This window comes from Pseudomonas sp. HMSC065H01, from assembly GCF_001815235.1.
In the GTDB taxonomy this organism is placed as follows: Bacteria; Pseudomonadota; Gammaproteobacteria; order Pseudomonadales; family Pseudomonadaceae; genus Pseudomonas; species Pseudomonas aeruginosa.
Genome location: NZ_KV819895.1, coordinates 124,686 through 141,674, shown reverse-complemented (window position 1 = coordinate 141,674; position 16,989 = coordinate 124,686). Strand labels below are relative to the sequence as shown.

Below are 16,989 nucleotides of genomic sequence, written 5' to 3'. Positions count from 1 at the left end.
GGATAACGCCGTTGGCGTTATGCGCCCTACGGCTCCTCGCGCAGGGTGGGCGGTAGGGCGAATAACCGCTTGCGGTTATCCGCCATTCCCGTGGTTTTTCTCGCGCCGTGAGGGGACAGGGTTGTCGCGGTCCGTCGCGGAGGATACGGGGATATCCGTTGATGGCGTCTCGACCGCCTCAGTGCGAGGTTCCCTCCGCATAGCCGATCTTGTTGCCGACGTTGTACTTGCCCGACGGCTTGTTCATCGGCAGTCGCTTCACTTCCTCCAGGCTGTGCGCGTCGTAGACCACCAGCGCGCCGTCGCGGTCCCAGACGCTGAGCAGGGCGTAGCGGCCGTCGCGGGTGAACTCGACGTGGCCGGCCACCTTGCCCGGGCTGGGGCGCAGGCGATGGGCGATTTCCAGGGTCTGCTTGTCGATCAGCAGGATCTCGTCGTGTTTCTTGCCAAGGAAGGTATCGGTCCAGGCGTAGGGCGAGTCGGCATGGCTGCGCATGAAGAAGCCGGGGCCGTCGGTGACGATTTCCTTCAACGGCTTCCAGTTTTGCAGGTCGATCACCGAGATCACCCCGCGGCTGATGTTCGGCGTAGCGAACACCCAGCGCCCGTCGCGCTTCCAGTAGATGCCCGAGCCGAGGTGCGGCATGCCCGACAGCGGGATCGAGGCGACCCGCGCGCCGCTGTCCAGCTCGATCACCTCGCCGCCCCTGGCCTGCCGCGAGCTGCCCAGCAGGTAGCGGTAGTCGGGGCTGAAGGAGAAGTCGTCGAGGTAGTCGGCCACCGCCAACCGTTTCGGCGCGACCGGCTTGCCGTTGGCATAGGGCAGCTCCCACAGCTCGTGGACGTCCTTCAGGGCGACCACGAAGCTGTGTCGCGGCGGTGCCGTGTATACCGCGCTGACCCGCGAGGCCTGGCCCTGGGCGTCGGCCGCCGGGATGACCTGCACCAGGGACAGGTCGCGGGCGTCCAGCAGCACCAGGTTGCCGGGCAGGTAGTTGCCCACCAGGACCCAGCGCCCGTCGTCGCTGACCGCCAGGTTGCGCGTGTTGAGGCCGGCGCGGACCTCGGCGACCACCTTCAGGTTGTACAGGTCGTAGAGGGTTACCCAGCCGTCGCGCGAGGCGAAGTACACCAGGCGCCCGTCCGGGGAGAACTTCGGACCTCCGTGCAGGGCGTAGCGCGAGGGGAAGCGGGCGATGGGCTCGAAGCGATCGCCGTCGAGGATGGTCACGTGGTGGTCGCCGGACTCCACCACCACGAACAGGTTCAGCGGGTCGGCCTCGAAGCGGGGCCTGGACGGCAGGGTGGCGAGGGGATGCGGCTGAACCTGGCTGGCCCGGATGTCCTCGGCGCTCCACTGCGGTTCGCGCGGCGGCGCCTGGTAGAGATAGGCGACCAGGGCGTCCGCCGCGGCGTCGTCCAATTGACCGGCAAAGCCGGCCATCTGGGTTGCCGGACGACCGTGCAGGATCACCTCGCGGGCCTGCGCCGGCTTCAGCCGCGAAAGGCTTTCCGGGAGCAGGGTCGGGCCGCTGCCGCCGAGCCGCCCGGCGCCGTGGCAGGCCTGGCAGTGCTGGCGGTAGAGCGCTTCCCCCGGCGCTTCGCCGGCCTGTGCGAGGGCGCCGAGGAGCAGGCCGAGGGCGAGGCCGATCAGGCGCATGCGACGGCCTCGCGGCTGACCGGCGAGCCGGCGCCCAGGTATGACGGATGCGCCATCGCGCGCTCGGCGAAGAGCGCGACCACCTGGCCGACGACGATCAGCGTCGGCGGCTTCAACTGGTAGCGTCGCGCCAGCGCCGGCAGCTCGGCAAGGGCGCCGCGGGTCACCTGCTGGCCCGCCTGGGTGCCCTGGCTGACCAGCGCCGCCGGGGTGTCGCTGGCGAGGCCGTGCTCGACCAGGCGCGCGGCGATCTCGGCGAGGTTGCCCAGGCCCATGTAGAACACCAGGGTCTGCTTGCCACGCGCCAGGCCGGCCCAGTCGAGGTCGAGGCGGCCGTCGTTCTGCAGGTGGCCGGTGACGAAGGTGCAGGACTGGGCGAGGTCGCGGTGGGTCAGCGGGATGCCGGCGTAGGTACTGCAACCGGAGGCGGCGGTGACGCCGGGGACCACCTGGCAGTCGACGCCGGCTTCGAGCAGGCGCTCCAGCTCCTCGGCGCCGCGACCGAAGATGAACGGGTCGCCGCCTTTCAGGCGGACCACCCGGCGTTGCTGCCGGGCCAGGCGCACCAGCAGCTCGTTGATTTCTTCCTGCGGCAGGCTGTGGTGGCCGCAGCGCTTGCCGACGTAGATGCGCTGGCAGCTTTCCGGCAGAAGGGCGATCAGCTCGCGGGCGACCAGGCGGTCGTAGACCACCACCTCGGCCTGTTGCAGCAGGGCCCAGGCGCGCAGGGTGAGCAGGCCCGGATCGCCGGGGCCGGCGCCGACCAGGGCGACGCTGCCGGCAGGGAAATCGACATCGAGGAGGGACGGCGGAATCACGGTAGTGTTCATGAGGCTTTCCTTAGACGGCGTGCAGCGCGATGCGCTCGAGGCCGATTTCCTGATCGCTGAGGTAGCAGCCGGGGTCTTCGCCCCAGAGTTCTCCGCCGGCCCAGGCGCGGGTGCGGGTGTTGCCGTTGCAGATGTCCAGCCAGCGGCATTGGCTGCAGCGCCCGACCACCGGTCGCGGGCGCTGGCGCAGTTGCAGGAGCAGCGGGTCGGGGCGCTCGAACCAGAAGTCGGCGAAGCGCTGATGGCGGATGTTGCCGACGCTGTGGTGCCACCAGTAGCTGTCCGGATGCACCTCGCCGGTGTTGTCGATGTTGGCGATGCCCTCGCCCGAGGCGTTGCCGCCCCAGTCCAGCAGCAGCTCGCAGAGACGCGCCAGTTGCTGCGGGCGGCGGCGCTTGAGCCAGTCGAGGAGAAGGATCGCGTCGGCGTCGTTGTTGCCGGTGACGAAGTCGCTGTCGCGCCCCTGCCGGATGTCCTGGTCGGCCCGTTCGAAGAGCAGCGCGAGGGCCTCGCGGGTGCGCCGGTGGTGGGCGTCGAGGGCGCGGCTGCGGCGGCCGCGGCCACTGTAGTTGAGGTGCGAGAGGTAGAACTTCTGCACGTCGAGTTCGCGCATCAGGTCGAGCAGTGCCGGTAGTTGCGCGGCGTTCTCCTCGGTCAGGGTGGTGCGCATGCCGACGCGGATATCCGCCTCGCGGCACAGGCGCATGGCCGCCAGCGCGGCGTCGAAGCTGCCCTGCTTCTGGCGGAAGCGGTCGTGGGTCTCGCGCAGGCCGTCGAGGCTGATGCCGACGTAGTCGAAGCGGGCCTCGGCGACGCGCTGGATGTTGCCTTCGTCGATCAGCGTACCGTTGCTCGACAGCGCCACGAACATCCCGGCCTGGCGCGCATGGGCGGCGATCTCGAAGAGGTCCGGGTGCATCAGCGGCTCGCCGCCGGAGAGGATCAGCACGCGCACTCCGGCGGCGCGCAGGTCGTCGATGCCGCGAAGGATTTCCGCGGTCTCCAGCTCGCCACGGAAGTCGCTGTCGGCGGAGGTGGAGTAACAGTGCTTGCAGGTCAGGTTGCAGCGCCGCAGCAGGTTCCAGATCACCACCGGGGCGCGCCTGCCGCCGGCGCGGCGCGGCGTCGGCGCGTCCTCGGTGAGGCTGCGCAGGTAATGGCTGATCCTCAGCATGGACGTTCCTCCTTCTGCGCCAGGCGCAGGCCGGTCTTCTTCAGGATGCGGCTGCTCACCAGCATCTCGTCGGCGCGACAGTCCTCGCCGAGCAGCAGGCGGATCTGCTGGCGATAGCCTTCGATCTCCGCTTCGCTGCGGCCGTGAACCATGGCGAACAGGTTGTAGCGCCACTGCGGCAGATGGCGCGGGCGCCGGTAGCAATGGCTGACGAAGGACAGCCCGCCGACCAGCCGGCCGAGGCGTTCGATGCGTTCGTCGGCGACGTCCCAGACGGTCATGCCGTTGTGCCGGTAGCCAAGGCGATAGTGGTTGGGCACCGCGGCGATGCGCCGGATCACCCCGGCGTCGCGCAGGCGCTTCAGCAGCGCCAGGGTCTCCGCCTCGCTCAGCCGCAGTTGCGCGGCGATCCACGCCCAAGGGTCGGCGACCAGCGGCAGGCCGGCCTGGGTCAGTTCGATCAGGCGGCGGGCGAGCAGGGCGTCAGAGGGGGAAATGCAGGCCGACATGGTAGGTCGCCTCCTTGGGCAGGTCGAGTACCGCCAGCCCGCTCTCGCGCTCCAGCCGTGCGAGAGTCTCGGCGACCTCCGCCGGGCTGTCGCAGGCGACCACCAGCCACATGTTCAGGGCGTGCTCGCGACGGTAGTTGTGGGCGACCTGCGGCCAGCCAGCGAGCAGCGCGGCGATCTCTTCGAAACGCGCCTCCGGCACGCTCATGGCGGCCAGGGTGAAGGCACCGCCGAGGGGCTCGATATCGAACAGCGGACCGAAGCGGGTCAGGGTGCCGTCGTCGAGCAGGTCGTCCAGGCGGCGCAGGATGTCTTCCTCGCGGCAATCCAGCTCGGCGGCGAGCAGCGCGTAGGGATGCGGCTCCAGCGGCAGGCCGTGTTGCAGGCGGTTCAGCAGGCGCCGGTCGAACTCATCCATGGCGGCGCTCCAGGTCGGCCGGCGGCGCGGTGTAGCGGCCGCCGCACTGCTTGTAGGCGCGCAGGCTGAACAGCCAGCGGTGCGGTGTCTGGCGCAGGGCGTGGCGCTCCAGCAGGGCCTCGATCTGGCGTTCCACTTCGCCGCGCTCGCGGCCGTGGATCATGCAAAACAGGTTGTATGGCCACATCGGCAGGCGACGCGGGCGGCGGTAACAGAGCGAGACGATCGTTTCGTGGGCGAGGGCGCGGCCGACGGCGTCGACCTCCGCGTCGGCGACGTCCAGCACCAGCATGGCGTTGGCGGTATAGCCCAGGGCGCGGTGGTGGAGGATCACTCCGAAGCGGCGGAACAGGCCGTCTTCGTCCCAGCGGCGGACCTGTTCCAGCACTTCGTCTTCGCCGGCGCCGATGCGTTCGGCGAGCACCCGGTAGGGCCGGCTGGCCAGCGGCAGGCCCTGTTCCAGCAGGTAGCGCAGGTGTTGCCGCTGCGGCGCGGCGAGGGGTTCGACGGGGTTCATCGGCTGGCCTCCAGGGGAAACGCGAGGTCGATGCAGTAGGCTTCCTGCATCGGCAGGTCGAGGGGTTGCAGGCCGGTGTCGGCGGCGATCTCCGCCAGTACCCGGTCGAGTTGCGCGCGGTCGCCGGCGGTGAGCACGAACCACAGGTTGTAGCGGTGTTCGCGCTGGTAGTTGTGGTTGACCTCGGCGTACTGGCTGATGCGCTCGGCGACCCGTTGCAGACGCTCCTCGGGCACCGCCAGGGCAGCCAGGGTGCTGGCCCCGGCGCGTTGGTGGCGGAGCACCGGGCCGACCCGCGACAACGCGCCGTCGGCTTCCAGGCGACGCAGCCGTTCGAGCACCTCGGCTTCGCTGCAACCCAGGGTCTCGGCCATCCGCCGATAGGGTTCCGCGCAGATCGGCAGGCCTTTCTGGTAGCGGGCGAGGAGGCGGCGGGAGAGGTCGTCCATGGTGCCTCCTAGAGTCCGATGTGCTGGGCGCGGTGGCTGAAGAAGATGCCGCTCGGGCTGCGGGCCGGAAGGCTGCCGATGCGCTTCAGGCGGTACGGGTCCCAGACCTGCAACTGGTCGGCGTCGCGCACCGAGATCCAGACCTGGTCGCCGCGCCCGCTGAATTCCATGTGCAGTACGCCGGGGCCAGGGCGCAGGGTTTCGATCACTTCGTGGGTCTCGCTGTCGATGACCTGCACCTTGTCGTTGTCCGGGTAGGCGAAGTTGACCCAGATCTGCCGGTCGTCCGGTCGAGTCATGACGAACACCGGCTGGCCGGCGACGTCGATGGCGTCGGTCTGCTTCCAGTCGCGCGCGTCGAGCACCAGCACCTGGTGATGGCCGACCGCCGGGACGAAGGCCTGGTCGCTGGCGATGGTCCAGCCCTCCAGGTGCGGCATCTTGTACACCGGCAGCTTGCGTTGGCCGCGGCCGTAGTCGCCGAGTACGCGCCTGACGCCGCGCTCCGGGTGCCAGAGGTCGAGCTGGGCCATGCCGTCCTCGCCGAACAGCCCGGCCATGTAGTAGCGCCCGTCGGGGCTGATGAGGGCGTCGTAGGGTTGCTTGCCGATATCGCGGAAGCGGGTCAGGTGCGGCGTGTCGCCCTGGCTGAAGTCGGCGATCCAGATCTCGCCGCTGTCGAACAGGCTGAACACGAAGCGCTGCCCGGGCGCGTCGACCAGGCCGACCACCCGGGAGTTCCTGTCCTGGCCGGGGAGGCGGGTGGCGGGAATCTCGGCGACCAGCTCCAGGGTGCGGCTGTCGAACACCTTGACCCCGCCCGGCTCGTAGTTGGATACCGCGACCAGCCGACCGTCCTGGCTGATCGCTCCGCCGATGCTGTTGCCGCCCTGGATCAGGCGCTTGTCGATGCGCTGGGCCAGCAGGTCGAGCTTGGTCAGGCCGCCGTCGCGACCGAATACGTAGGCGTAGCGCTGGTCGCGGGAGAACACCAGGGAGGCGTGGGACAGGTCGCCGAGGCCTTCGACCCGCGCCAGCGAGGTCTTCGCCGTGCCGTCGAGGATCTGCACGCTGCCGTCGGCGCGTTCGATCAGCACGCCGAGGTCGCCGCTGCCGCGCAAGGGCGGCTGCTGGCTACAGCCGGCGAGCAGGGCGAGGAAAAGCGGCGCGAGGGGACGCAGGTTCATGGGGCGATCTCTCCTTCGATCAGGCGGTCCACCAGCCAGCCGGCGTCGTCTTCGCTGAGCAGGCCGGCCCAGGGGGGCATCGGGGTTTGCGGACGGCCCATGAGCACGGTGGCGACCAGCGATTCGCGCGGCTTGCCGCGCAGGGCCTCGGGGGTCAGCGCCGGGCCGAGGCCGCCGGTCAGGCGCAGGCCGTGGCAGGAGCCGCAGTCCTGCAACAGCAGGTGACGCAACTGGGCCTGGCGACGGGCATCGGGATGCTCGTCGGCCAGGCCCGGAAGAGGACAGGCGAACGTCAGCGCGAGGGCCAGCCACAAGGCGTGGCTGGCGGCGCGCCGGAAGTCCGGAGGGGCGTTCATTTCTGCGACAGGACCCACTTCGCCAGGGTCTGCGCCTCGTCGTCGCTGACCGCGTTCGGCGGCATCGGGATCGGGCCCCAGACGCCCTGGCTGCCGTTCTTGATCCGCTGCGCGAGTTCCGCTTCGGCGCCGGCCTGGCCGGCGAACTTGGCGGCGACGTCCTTGTAGGCCGGGCCGACCATCTTGGTGTCGATGGCATGGCAGGCCACGCAGCCCTTGTTCTTGAACAGCACTTCGGGGTCTTCGGCCCAGGCGCCCTGGGCGAGCAGGGTGCCGGTGGCGAGCAGCGAAAGCAGTGCGTACGGTTTCATCACGGTTCCTCGTAGGGGGGAGCGTGCGGGGCGTGCCCCGCACGCGGGTCTCAGTACACGTCGTGCTGGGTGTTGTAGACGTTGAACTTACCGGTCGGGGTGATCAGCCGCGGGTCCTTGACCACGGCCTTGAGCTTCAGGGTCTTGTCGTCCACCACCACCAGCGCGGAGCTGTCGTTCTTGCCGTTCCACACCGAGAACCAGACTTCATCGCCGCGCTTGTTGTACTCGGGCTGCACCACCCGCTTGGCGCCTTCGCCGAGATCGGCCCATTCGGCGATCGGCAGCACCTGGTACTTGGCGTCGAGGTTCTTCAGGTCGAACACCGCGACGCTCTGGCTGATCCTGGCGTCGGGGTTGAAGGTGGTGTCGACGTAGAGGTGCGAGGACTTCGGATGGGTCTTGATGAACAGCGAGCCGCCGCCCTGGCCCTGTAGTTCGGCGACTTTCTTCCAGGCGTACTGCGGATGGTTCTTCGGATCGGTGCCGATCAGCGAGATGCTGCCGTCGCCCAGGTGGCTGGTGCTCCACACCGGGCCGTACTTGGGATGCACGAAGTTGGCGCCACGCCCCGGGTGCGGGGTCTTGCCGACGTCGACCAGGGCCGACAGGCGACGGTCCTTGGAGTCGATCACGGCAACCTTGTTGGAGTTGTTGGCGGCGGTCATGAAGTAGCGGTGGCTGCTGTCCCAGCCGCCGTCGTGGAGGAACGGCGCCGCACCGATGCTGGTGACGGTGAGGTTGTCGATATCCTTGTAGTTGACCAGCAGGACCTTGCCGGTCTCCTTCACGTTGACGATGAACTCGGGGTGCTCGTGGGAGGCGATGATCGCCGCCACGCGCGGTTCCGGGTGGTAGGTCTGGGTGTCTACGGTCATGCCGCGGGTGGAGACGATCTGCTTCGGTTCCAGGGTCTCGCCGTCCATGATCGCGAACTGCGGCGGCCAGTAGGCGCCGGCGATGGTGTAGCGGTCCTCGTAGCCCTTGAACTTGGAGCTTTCCACCGAGCGCGCCTCGATGCCGATCTTGATCTCGGCGACCTTGGTCGGCTCCTTGGCCCACAGGTCGATCATGTCGATCCGCGCGTCGCGGCCGATCACCAGCAGGTAGCGGCCGGAAGCGGACATCCGCGAGATATGCACGGCATAGCCGGTATCGATGACCTTGACGATCTTTTTGCTGTCGCCGTCGACCAGGGCGATCTGCCCGGCGTCGCGCAGGGTCACCGAGAACAGGTTGGGCAGGTCGAGGTCGTTGAGCTGTTTCTTCGGCCGGTCCTCCGGCTTCACCAGCACCTTCCACGATTCGCGCATCTCCGGCATGCCCCACTCCGGCGGTTGCGGCGGGGTGTGCTGGATGTACTTGGCCATCAGGGTGATCTGTTCCTTGCTCAGCTCGCCGGAGCTGCCCCAGTTCGGCATGCCCAGCGGGGTGCCGTAGGTGATCAGCGCTTCCAGGTATTGCTGGCCGCGTTGCTGGGTGATGTCCGGGGTCAGCGGCTTGCCGGTGGCGCCCTTGCGCAGGACGCCGTGGCAACCGGCGCAGCGTTGGAAGTAGATCTGCTTGGCCTCGTTGAACTCGCTTTCACTCATGTCGGGGGCACCGTTGGTGCGCACCACGTGAGCGGGATCGACGGCGGAAGCGGCACCCTGGTATTGCTCGGCGGCTTTCATGTCGTCCTTGGCGTGAGCGGTGGCCAGGCCCAGCAGCGTCAGCGAGGCGAGCAAGGTGCCCACCAGTGGCTTGCCAAATGGCATGGTCTATCTCCTCAGGAGCCCTGCGAGGCGCTCCCTTAGCAGTGTTTTGGGGGTGGCTGCGTCGGGAACTCCCGGGAATTCATGGCGCGAAAGGATCATAGAAAGCAGGGTCTTTACCCTTGCTTGACCGGAATCAAGATTGCGTTGCTTTGCGCTTGTGGCACCTTCCAACTGTGAATAGCGTGCGGTCCTAATCCCTAGCGCAGGAGTAGGACATGCGGGACGCGACACCCTTCTACGAGGCCACCGGCCATGAGATCGAAGTCTTCGAGCGCGCCTGGCGGCACGGCCTGCCGGTATTGCTCAAGGGCCCCACCGGTTGCGGCAAGACCCGCTTCGTCCAGTACATGGCGCGGCGCCTGGAACTGCCGCTGTACAGCGTCGCCTGCCACGACGACCTGGGCGCCGCCGACCTGCTCGGCCGCCATCTGATCGGCGCCGACGGCACCTGGTGGCAGGACGGCCCGCTGACCCGCGCGGTGCGCGAAGGCGGTATCTGCTACCTGGACGAAGTGGTGGAGGCGCGCCAGGACACCACGGTCGCCATCCACCCGCTGGCCGACGACCGCCGCGAGCTGTACCTGGAGCGCACCGGCGAGACGTTGCAGGCGCCGCCTTCGTTCATGCTGGTGGTGTCCTACAACCCCGGCTACCAGAACCTGCTCAAGGGCCTGAAGCCCAGCACCCGGCAGCGTTTCGTCGCGTTGCGCTTCGACTACCCGGCGGCGCAGCAGGAGGCACGCATCCTGGTCGGCGAGAGCGGTTGTGCCGAGACCCTGGCGCAGCGCCTGGTGCAGTTGGGCCAGGCGCTGCGGCGGCTGGAGCAGCACGACCTGGAGGAAGTCGCCTCGACCCGCCTGCTGATCTTCGCCGCGCGCCTCATCGGCGACGGCATGGACCCGCGCGAGGCGTGCCGGGTGGCGCTGGCCGAACCGCTCTCGGACGACCCGGCGACGGTGGCGGCGCTGATGGACATCGTCGATCTCCATGTCGCCTGATACCGTCGAGCGGCGCCTGCCCGGCGACCTGGCGATGTGGTTCTTCATCCTCGCCGAACTCAGCGTGTTCAGCCTGCTGCTGCTGGCGTTCGCCGGCGCCCAGGCCTGGCAGCCGGAGCTGTTCCGTGCCGGCCGGGAGCAACTGGATAGCCGCTGGGGCCTGTTGCTGACCGTGGCCCTGCTCAGCTCCGGCTGGCTCGCCGCGCTGGCGGTGCATGCGGTGCGCCGCGGACGGCCGCGCCAGGCGAGCGGCTGGTTGCTGGCGGCGCTGCTGCTGGCGCTGGTCTACGTCGGCCTGAAGCTGCACGAGTACGGGCGGCTCGCCGATCTCGGCCTGGACATCGAGCACGACACTTTCTTCACCCTCTACTGGTGCCTGACCGGCTTCCATTTCCTCCACGTCCTGCTCGGCCTGCTGATCCTCGGCTGGCTGGCGCAGGCCTGCTGGCGCCGGTGTTATACGCCGCAGGCTTGCTCGGGACTGGAGTCGGGAGTGCTCTACTGGCACATGGTCGACCTGGTCTGGGTGCTGCTGTTCCCGCTGGTCTACGTCCTGCAATGAGGTGCCGATGCGAACCCTGACCCTCTGCTGGCTGGCGTTGCTGGCGCTGGCCGTGACCGGTGTGCTGCTGGGTGGCGCCGGCTACTCTCCCTGGCTGCTGGCGGCGGTGCTGGCCTGCGCGGTGGCCAAGGGTTGGCTGATCGGCGAGCGCTTCATGGAGCTGGCCCATGCCCCGGCGCTATGGCGCCGCCTGCTGCTGGCCTGGCCGCTGCTGATGGCCCTGGCGGTGGGCGCTGCGCTGTACCTGGCGCGGATGAATAACTGAGTAAATCGTTCGGGAATCTTGATTGCCATCAAGCGGGTTCGCCGCCGCCGCTTCCTAGAATCGCCGCACCACCCATTCCAGGAGGCCGCATGTCCGAGACCTTTACCAAAGGCATGGCCAGGAACATCTATTTCGGCGGGAGTGTGTTCTTCATCCTGCTGTTCCTGGCCCTGACCTACCACACCGAGAAGACCCTGCCCGAGCGCACCAACGAGGCCGCGATGAGCGCCGCGGTGGTGCGCGGCAAGCTGGTCTGGGAACAGAACAACTGCGTCGGCTGCCACACCCTGCTCGGCGAGGGCGCCTACTTCGCGCCGGAGCTGGGCAACGTGGTCGGACGCCGTGGCGGCGAGGAGGGCTTCAACACCTTCCTCCAGGCCTGGATGAAGATCCAGCCGCTGAACGTGCCGGGCCGCCGCGCCATGCCGCAGTTCCATCTCAGCGAGGGCCAGGTCGACGACCTGGCCGAGTTCCTCAAGTGGAGCTCGAAGATCGATACCAACCAATGGCCGCCGAACAAGGAGGGTTGATGATGTCGCCCAATGGCTCCCTGAAATTCGCCTCGCAGGCGGTCGCCAAACCCTACTTCGTGTTCGCCCTGATCCTCTTCGTCGGGCAGATCCTGTTCGGCCTGATCATGGGCCTGCAGTACGTGGTCGGCGACTTCCTGTTCCCGGCGATCCCCTTCAACGTCGCGCGCATGGTGCACACCAACCTGCTGATCGTCTGGCTGCTGTTCGGCTTCATGGGCGCTGCCTACTACCTGGTGCCGGAGGAGAGCGACTGCGAGCTGTACAGCCCGAAGCTGGCCTGGATCCTGTTCTGGGTATTCGCCGCCGCCGGCGTGCTGACCATCCTCGGCTACCTGCTGGTGCCCTACGCCGGCCTGGCCAGGCTCACCGGCAACGAACTGTGGCCGACCATGGGCCGCGAGTTCCTCGAACAGCCGACCATCAGCAAGGCGGGCATCGTGATCGTCGCCCTGGGCTTCCTGTTCAACGTCGGCATGACCGTGCTGCGCGGGCGCAAGACCGCCATCAGCATGGTCCTGATGACCGGCCTGATCGGCCTCGCCCTGCTGTTCCTGTTCTCCTTCTACAACCCGGAAAACCTCACCCGCGACAAGTTCTACTGGTGGTGGGTGGTGCACCTGTGGGTGGAAGGCGTGTGGGAACTGATCATGGGTGCGATCCTCGCCTTCGTGCTGGTGAAGATCACCGGGGTCGACCGCGAGGTGATCGAGAAGTGGCTCTACGTGATCATCGCCATGGCGCTGATCAGCGGCATCATCGGCACCGGCCACCACTACTTCTGGATCGGCGTGCCCGGCTACTGGCTGTGGCTCGGCTCGGTATTCTCGGCGCTGGAGCCGCTGCCGTTCTTCGCCATGGTGCTGTTCGCCTTCAACACCATCAACCGCCGCCGCCGCGACTATCCGAACCGCGCGGTCGCGCTGTGGGCCATGGGCACCACGGTGATGGCCTTCCTCGGCGCGGGAGTGTGGGGCTTCATGCATACCCTGGCGCCGGTCAACTACTACACCCACGGCACCCAGCTCACCGCCGCCCACGGCCACATGGCCTTCTATGGCGCCTACGCGATGATCGTGATGACCATCATCTCCTACGCCATGCCGCGCCTGCGCGGGATCGGCGAGGCGATGGACAACCGCTCGCAGGTCCTGGAGATGTGGGGCTTCTGGCTGATGACCGTGGCGATGGTGTTCATCACCCTGTTCCTCTCCGCGGCCGGGGTGCTGCAGGTCTGGCTGCAACGGATGCCGGCGGACGGCGCGGCGATGACCTTCATGGCCACCCAGGACCAGCTGGCGATCTTCTACTGGCTGCGCGAAGGCGCCGGGGTGGTGTTCCTCATCGGCCTGGTCGCCTACCTGCTGAGCTTCCGGCGCGGCAAGGCGGCCGCCTGAGATGGCCTTCGCCGTCGAGCTGGAGGAATGGGTCGGCGCCCACTGGCACCGCTTCATCACCCGCCATGCCAGCGGCGAGTTCGAGGCGGCGCGGGTGACCCTGGAGAGCATGCGGCGTCCGCTCGGCATGCTCTTCCGGGCGCTCGGCGGCGCACCGGGGGTAGCCCTCGAGGCGACCCCGGCGCGCCGCCTGCTGCTACGCCGCACCTGGTTGCAGCGGGTCGCCGGGACCTGCGAGCAGGCCCCGGTGTCCTGGTTCAACGGCGACAGCCTGCGCCTGCCGGAATCCCTCGCGGTCTATCCGCAGGCCGAGCTGAACCGCGAACTGTATCGCTGGCTGGCGCTGCTGGCGGCCAGCGCCGGGCCGCTGCGGCACTGGGCCCAGGACAACCAGCGCTGGGCGCGGCAGTTGCTCGATGCCTATCCGGCGCTGCGCCCGCGCTACGCCCGGCTGGTCGCCGCGCATCTGCGCCAGCGCCCGTCGCTGGACGATTGCCCGGCGGCAGACGCCGAACTGGAAATCGCCCTGCGCCGCGCGCTTGCCGAGCCGGGCAGCGTCGAGCGCTTCCCGCGAGTCGAGCGGGCGCCCTGGCCGGTGCCGCTGTGGCTGTATCCCGGCGAGCGCTGGACGCCTTCCGCCAGCGCGGAGGACGGCGAGGAAGCGGCCGCCGGCGCCGGCAAGCGCCAGGTCGCCCGCAGCGGAGCGCGCAAGCGCGCCGAGCGCGTCGAGGAGCGCGACAGCGAGCGCAACCTGCTGCTGTTCCGCCTGGAAAGCCTGCTCAGTTGGTCGGAGCACCTGGCCCTGGACCGCTGTAGCGACGACGAGGACGACCCGGACGGCGCGCGCGTCGCCGAAGACCTCGACTACCTGTCGCTGTCGCGCCAGCGCACGCAGAAGGGCGGCGGCCTGCGCCTGGATCTCGACCTGCCGGCCGCCGACTACGATGACCTGCCGCTCGGCCCCGGACTGAAGCTGCCCGAGTGGGACTATCGGCAGCAGCGCCTGCTGAGCGACCACGTGCTGCTGCAACCGATGCGGCCGCGCGGCGCGACCAGCGCCAGCCTGCCGGCGCACCTGGAGAAGACCGCGCTGCATCTGCGCCGCCAGTTCGCCTGCCTGCGCGACGGCCGCCAACGCCTGCGCCAGCAGCCGCAAGGCGACGAGATCGACCTCGATGCCTGGCTCGACTTCCAGGTCGAGCGGCGGCGCGGCGGTTCCACCCAGCCAGGCCTGTTCCTCGAACAGCGGCCGCGCCGGCGAGACCTCGCCTGCCTGTTGCTGGCGGACCTGTCGATGTCCACCGAAGCCTACCTCGACGACCAGCGGCGAGTGATCGACAGCATCGTCGACAGCCTGCTGCTGTTCGGCGAGGCCTTGCAGGCACTGGGCGACCCCTTCGCGCTGTACGGGTTTTCCTCGGTGCGCCGGCAGCAGGTGCGCTGGCAGGTGCTGAAGGACTTCGACGAAGGCTACGGCGGCGAGGTCCGCGGTCGCGTGCTGGCGCTCTCGCCGGGCTACTACACGCGGATGGGCGCGGCGATCCGCCGGGCCAGCCAGGTGCTCGGCGGGCAGCCGCAGAAGCGTCGCCTGCTGTTGCTGTTGAGCGACGGCAAGCCCAACGACCTGGACCGCTACGAGGGCCGCTACGGCATCGAGGACACCCGCCAGGCGGTGATCGAGGCGCGCAGCCAGGGACTGGTGCCGTTCTGCATCACCATCGACAAGGAGGCGGCGGACTACCTGCCCTACCTGTTCGGCGCCGACGGCTTCGCGCTGGTCGAGCGCGCCGGGCAGTTGCCCGAGCGCCTGCTCCAGCTCTATCGGCGCCTGCGCCGCTGAGATGCCTCAGGGAGCATCGCGCGGCAACCAGAGCATCATGCCCAGGCAGAACAGCGCCAGCCCGACGCAGAACCAGGCGAAGCGCCGCTGCCGGCGACCCTGGAGCTGGCGCTGGGAAGCGCTGGGCAGCGGCATGCCGCACTGTTCGCAGGCGCTTTCCGCGCCTTCGGTTTCATGGAGGCAATACAGGCATTGGCGCATGGGCGTTCTCGCGGGCTCGACCCCGCCAGCTTGCCGGCGGACGGGCCGTGGCGCGCTTGACCGCGATCAAGCGGCGGCGCTGTTCACTCGAAGCACTCCAGGCGTTCGCGGTCGAGGATGCTGATTTCGCGGCCGTCGAGGCGGATGATGCCCTCGTCGCCGAGGCGGTGCATGATCCGCGAGAAGGTTTCCGGCTGGATCGACAGGTGACCGGCCACCAGTTGCTTGGCCACCGGGATTTCCACCCGGCAGTTCTCCCCCGGCGCGTGGGCGGCGAGGGTCAGCAGGTAGCGCACCACGCGGTGGGTGGCGTTCTTCAGGGAAAGCGTCTCGATCTCGTCGATGCGCTGGTGCAGGCGGGTGCTGAGCTTGGCCAGCAGGGCCAGGGCCAACGGGGTGTTGTCCTGCAACTGGCGCAGGTAGGCCTTGTTGGAGAAACGGAACAGTTGGCTGGGCACCACGGCCTGGGCGGTGGCCACGTAGTTCGGGGTGTCCATGAACATCATCGCCTCGGCGAAGGTGTTGCGTTCGTTGGTCACTTCGAGAATCTTCTCCTGGCCTTCCGGGGTCAGCCGGTAGATCTTCACGCAGCCGGAAATCAGGTAGTAGAAGGCGTGCGCCGGCTCGCCCTGGCGGAACACGTAGGCGCCCTTGTCGAGGTTGATCAGGTCGCTGCTGGCGAGCAGTTCCTGGAGCTGGACGGGAGAAAGCGGTTCGAACAGGTGGTGGCTTTGCAGCAACTGCTGGTGGACGCGCTGAAATTCCATGCTGGGAAGGCTCGCGATGATGAGGGGACTGCCCACTGTAGCGGGCCCGGCGCAGATCATCTTGACGCACGGCAAGCTCCCGGCGGCTGGGTGTTGCCGTCGGTCCGGCGAGCGGAACTATTACAGCGTGTAAGCCAAGGCTTACAAACGGCGGTGGTTTTGGCTGCTTTCTCCCCCTCGCGGAGATGCGTAATCTTCAAACCGTCAGGACATTGCGCAGGAAGCGCCAAAGACAATACGGAAACTCAGGGAATCCACCATGGATGGTGGCGTAGCACGGATGTCAGGATAGAGGTCTGCAAAACCCCGCCCAAAAGGCGGGGTTTTTTATTGCCCGAGGAAAACCGCGTCGCTCAGACCACGCCTTCCAGCAGCGAGCGCAGCAGCTCGACGCTGGCGTGCTGGCGTTGCGCGTCGCGGTAGACCAGGCCGACCTTCAGCGGGATGCGCGGTTCGCTGAGCGGTTTCCACAGCAGCCGCTGGTTCGAGTGCATCTGCCGTGCCTTTCCCGGTAGAACGGTGGCGAAGCGGGTCTGCGGCAGGCTGTCGAGAATCCCGCTCATGTGGTTCAGTTCCGCCTGCACCCGCGGCCGCCGGCCGATCGCGGCGAGTTGCTCCTGCCAGATCTGGCGCGCACGGAACTCCTCGCCGAGCAGCAGCATCGGCAACTCCGCGGCCTGGGCCAGGGACACCTTCCTGAATTCCTTCAACGGGTGTTCCTCGGGGATCACCAGCTGCAATTCGTCCTCGTACAGCTCGACGCTGTGCAGGCCCGGCTGGCGCGGCGGCAGGAAACCGATGCCGATGTCCAGGTTGCCGGTGAGCAGGCGCCGCTCGATGTCGATTCCCGACAGTTCGTAGATCTGCACCCGCAGGTGCGGCTGCGCGGCATGCAGGCGTTCGACCATGTACGGCACCAGGCTGGCGTTGACCGTCTGCAGTACGCCGATCGCCAGGCTGCGCGGGGTCTGCCCGCGGAATACGCGCATCGCCTCGCGGGCCCTTTCCAATCCCTCCAGCAGCGGTACCGCATGGTTGTACAGGGTGTGGGCGGCGACGGTCGGCAGCAGGCGCTTGCCGCTGCGCTGGAACAGCGAGACGTCGAGGTTCTGCTCCAACTGGCGGATCTGCTGCGAGAGGGCCGGTTGCGACAGGGCCAGGCGTTCGGCGGCGCGGCCGACGTGGCCTTCCTCGTAGAGCGCGACGAAATAGCGGAGTTGGCGAAAATCCATAAGCTGTTCTTATCGATGAAACTGGAAAA

20 protein-coding genes are annotated in these 16,989 nt (G+C 68.2%); 6 read left to right on the top strand and 14 right to left on the bottom strand.

Going from position 1 to position 16,989, the window contains the following annotated elements; genetic code table 11:
* Positions 1-178 precede the first annotated feature (178 nt).
* From nirN to nirS, 11 genes are read right to left on the bottom strand one after another with little or no spacing between them, the layout of a single operon-like run.
* Positions 179-1,660 carry a dihydro-heme d1 dehydrogenase gene (nirN, locus tag HMPREF3014_RS16810; protein ID WP_003113244.1) on the bottom strand — a complete coding sequence of 494 codons (1,482 nt, stop codon included), beginning with the start codon at positions 1,658-1,660 and terminating at the stop codon, positions 179-181.
* Positions 1,651-2,490 carry a uroporphyrinogen-III C-methyltransferase gene (gene cobA, locus HMPREF3014_RS16805; RefSeq protein WP_003113243.1) on the bottom strand — a complete coding sequence of 280 codons (840 nt, stop codon included), beginning with the start codon at positions 2,488-2,490 and terminating at the stop codon, positions 1,651-1,653. Before cobA ends, nirN begins: the two co-directional genes overlap by 10 nt.
* A 10-nt stretch (positions 2,491-2,500) precedes the next feature.
* Positions 2,501-3,664 (bottom strand): heme d1 biosynthesis radical SAM protein NirJ, encoded by a 1,164-nt coding sequence (gene nirJ / locus HMPREF3014_RS16800; protein ID WP_003113242.1) that lies wholly within the window; start codon positions 3,662-3,664, stop codon positions 2,501-2,503.
* Positions 3,658-4,173: a siroheme decarboxylase subunit beta gene (locus HMPREF3014_RS16795; protein ID WP_003084858.1), complete on the bottom strand. Its 516-nt coding sequence runs from the start codon at positions 4,171-4,173 to the stop codon at positions 3,658-3,660. Before HMPREF3014_RS16795 ends, nirJ begins: the two co-directional genes overlap by 7 nt.
* On the bottom strand, positions 4,148-4,591 hold the full coding sequence (locus HMPREF3014_RS16790; RefSeq protein ID WP_003084860.1) for an Lrp/AsnC family transcriptional regulator: 444 nt from the start codon (positions 4,589-4,591) through the stop codon (positions 4,148-4,150). Before HMPREF3014_RS16790 ends, HMPREF3014_RS16795 begins: the two co-directional genes overlap by 26 nt.
* Positions 4,584-5,108, bottom strand: a complete 525-nt coding sequence (locus HMPREF3014_RS16785) for a siroheme decarboxylase subunit beta (protein ID WP_003111534.1) — start codon at positions 5,106-5,108, stop codon at positions 4,584-4,586. Before HMPREF3014_RS16785 ends, HMPREF3014_RS16790 begins: the two co-directional genes overlap by 8 nt.
* Entirely contained in the window at positions 5,105-5,557 is a 453-nt protein-coding gene (locus HMPREF3014_RS16780) for an AsnC family transcriptional regulator (RefSeq protein WP_003084864.1), read from the bottom strand. Before HMPREF3014_RS16780 ends, HMPREF3014_RS16785 begins: the two co-directional genes overlap by 4 nt.
* An 8-nt stretch (positions 5,558-5,565) precedes the next feature.
* Complete coding sequence (gene nirF / locus HMPREF3014_RS16775; RefSeq protein ID WP_003084866.1) at positions 5,566-6,744, bottom strand: heme d1 biosynthesis protein NirF; 1,179 nt, start codon at positions 6,742-6,744, stop codon at positions 5,566-5,568.
* Positions 6,741-7,100 (bottom strand): cytochrome c55X, encoded by a 360-nt coding sequence (gene nirC, locus HMPREF3014_RS16770; RefSeq protein WP_003084870.1) that lies wholly within the window; start codon positions 7,098-7,100, stop codon positions 6,741-6,743. The genes nirF and nirC overlap by 4 nt, the downstream gene beginning before the upstream one ends.
* On the bottom strand, positions 7,097-7,411 hold the full coding sequence (gene nirM / locus HMPREF3014_RS16765) for a cytochrome C-551 (RefSeq protein WP_003084872.1): 315 nt from the start codon (positions 7,409-7,411) through the stop codon (positions 7,097-7,099). The genes nirC and nirM overlap by 4 nt, the downstream gene beginning before the upstream one ends.
* Before the next feature lie 50 nt (positions 7,412-7,461).
* Positions 7,462-9,168 (bottom strand): nitrite reductase, encoded by a 1,707-nt coding sequence (gene nirS / locus HMPREF3014_RS16760; RefSeq protein ID WP_003111532.1) that lies wholly within the window; start codon positions 9,166-9,168, stop codon positions 7,462-7,464.
* A 215-nt stretch (positions 9,169-9,383) separates the two neighbouring features.
* Here nirS and nirQ point away from each other — a divergent pair, with 215 nt between their 5' ends.
* From nirQ to HMPREF3014_RS16730, 6 genes are all read left to right on the top strand, one after another.
* On the top strand, positions 9,384-10,166 hold the full coding sequence (gene nirQ / locus HMPREF3014_RS16755) for a transcriptional regulator NirQ (RefSeq protein WP_003113240.1): 783 nt from the start codon (positions 9,384-9,386) through the stop codon (positions 10,164-10,166).
* A 34-nt stretch (positions 10,167-10,200) separates the two neighbouring features.
* Positions 10,201-10,728 (top strand): cytochrome c oxidase subunit 3, encoded by a 528-nt coding sequence (locus HMPREF3014_RS16750; protein ID WP_003118864.1) that lies wholly within the window; start codon positions 10,201-10,203, stop codon positions 10,726-10,728.
* Between the two features lie 7 nt (positions 10,729-10,735).
* Positions 10,736-10,993: a cytochrome C oxidase subunit IV family protein gene (locus HMPREF3014_RS16745; RefSeq protein WP_023086920.1), complete on the top strand. Its 258-nt coding sequence runs from the start codon at positions 10,736-10,738 to the stop codon at positions 10,991-10,993.
* Positions 10,994-11,082: 89 nt separating this feature from the next.
* Positions 11,083-11,523, top strand: coding sequence for a nitric oxide reductase subunit NorC (gene norC / locus HMPREF3014_RS16740; RefSeq protein ID WP_003084881.1), 441 nt, complete (start codon positions 11,083-11,085; stop codon positions 11,521-11,523).
* Positions 11,523-12,920 (top strand): nitric-oxide reductase subunit NorB, encoded by a 1,398-nt coding sequence (norB, locus tag HMPREF3014_RS16735; RefSeq protein ID WP_003084883.1) that lies wholly within the window; start codon positions 11,523-11,525, stop codon positions 12,918-12,920. The genes norC and norB overlap by 1 nt, the downstream gene beginning before the upstream one ends.
* Position 12,921: 1 nt before the next feature.
* Complete coding sequence (locus tag HMPREF3014_RS16730) at positions 12,922-14,760, top strand: nitric oxide reductase activation protein NorD (protein WP_003117939.1); 1,839 nt, start codon at positions 12,922-12,924, stop codon at positions 14,758-14,760.
* A gap of 6 nt (positions 14,761-14,766) precedes the next feature.
* Here HMPREF3014_RS16730 and HMPREF3014_RS16725 read toward each other — a convergent pair whose 3' ends face one another.
* The 3 genes from HMPREF3014_RS16725 to HMPREF3014_RS16715 form a co-directional block, all read right to left on the bottom strand.
* Entirely contained in the window at positions 14,767-14,961 is a 195-nt protein-coding gene (locus tag HMPREF3014_RS16725; RefSeq protein ID WP_003101553.1) for a hypothetical protein, read from the bottom strand.
* Positions 14,962-15,044: 83 nt separating this feature from the next.
* Positions 15,045-15,728 (bottom strand): transcriptional regulator Dnr, encoded by a 684-nt coding sequence (gene dnr / locus HMPREF3014_RS16720; RefSeq protein ID WP_016263892.1) that lies wholly within the window; start codon positions 15,726-15,728, stop codon positions 15,045-15,047.
* Between the two features lie 353 nt (positions 15,729-16,081).
* Positions 16,082-16,960: a LysR family transcriptional regulator gene (locus HMPREF3014_RS16715; protein WP_003084893.1), complete on the bottom strand. Its 879-nt coding sequence runs from the start codon at positions 16,958-16,960 to the stop codon at positions 16,082-16,084.
* Between the last annotated feature and the right edge of the window lie 29 nt (positions 16,961-16,989).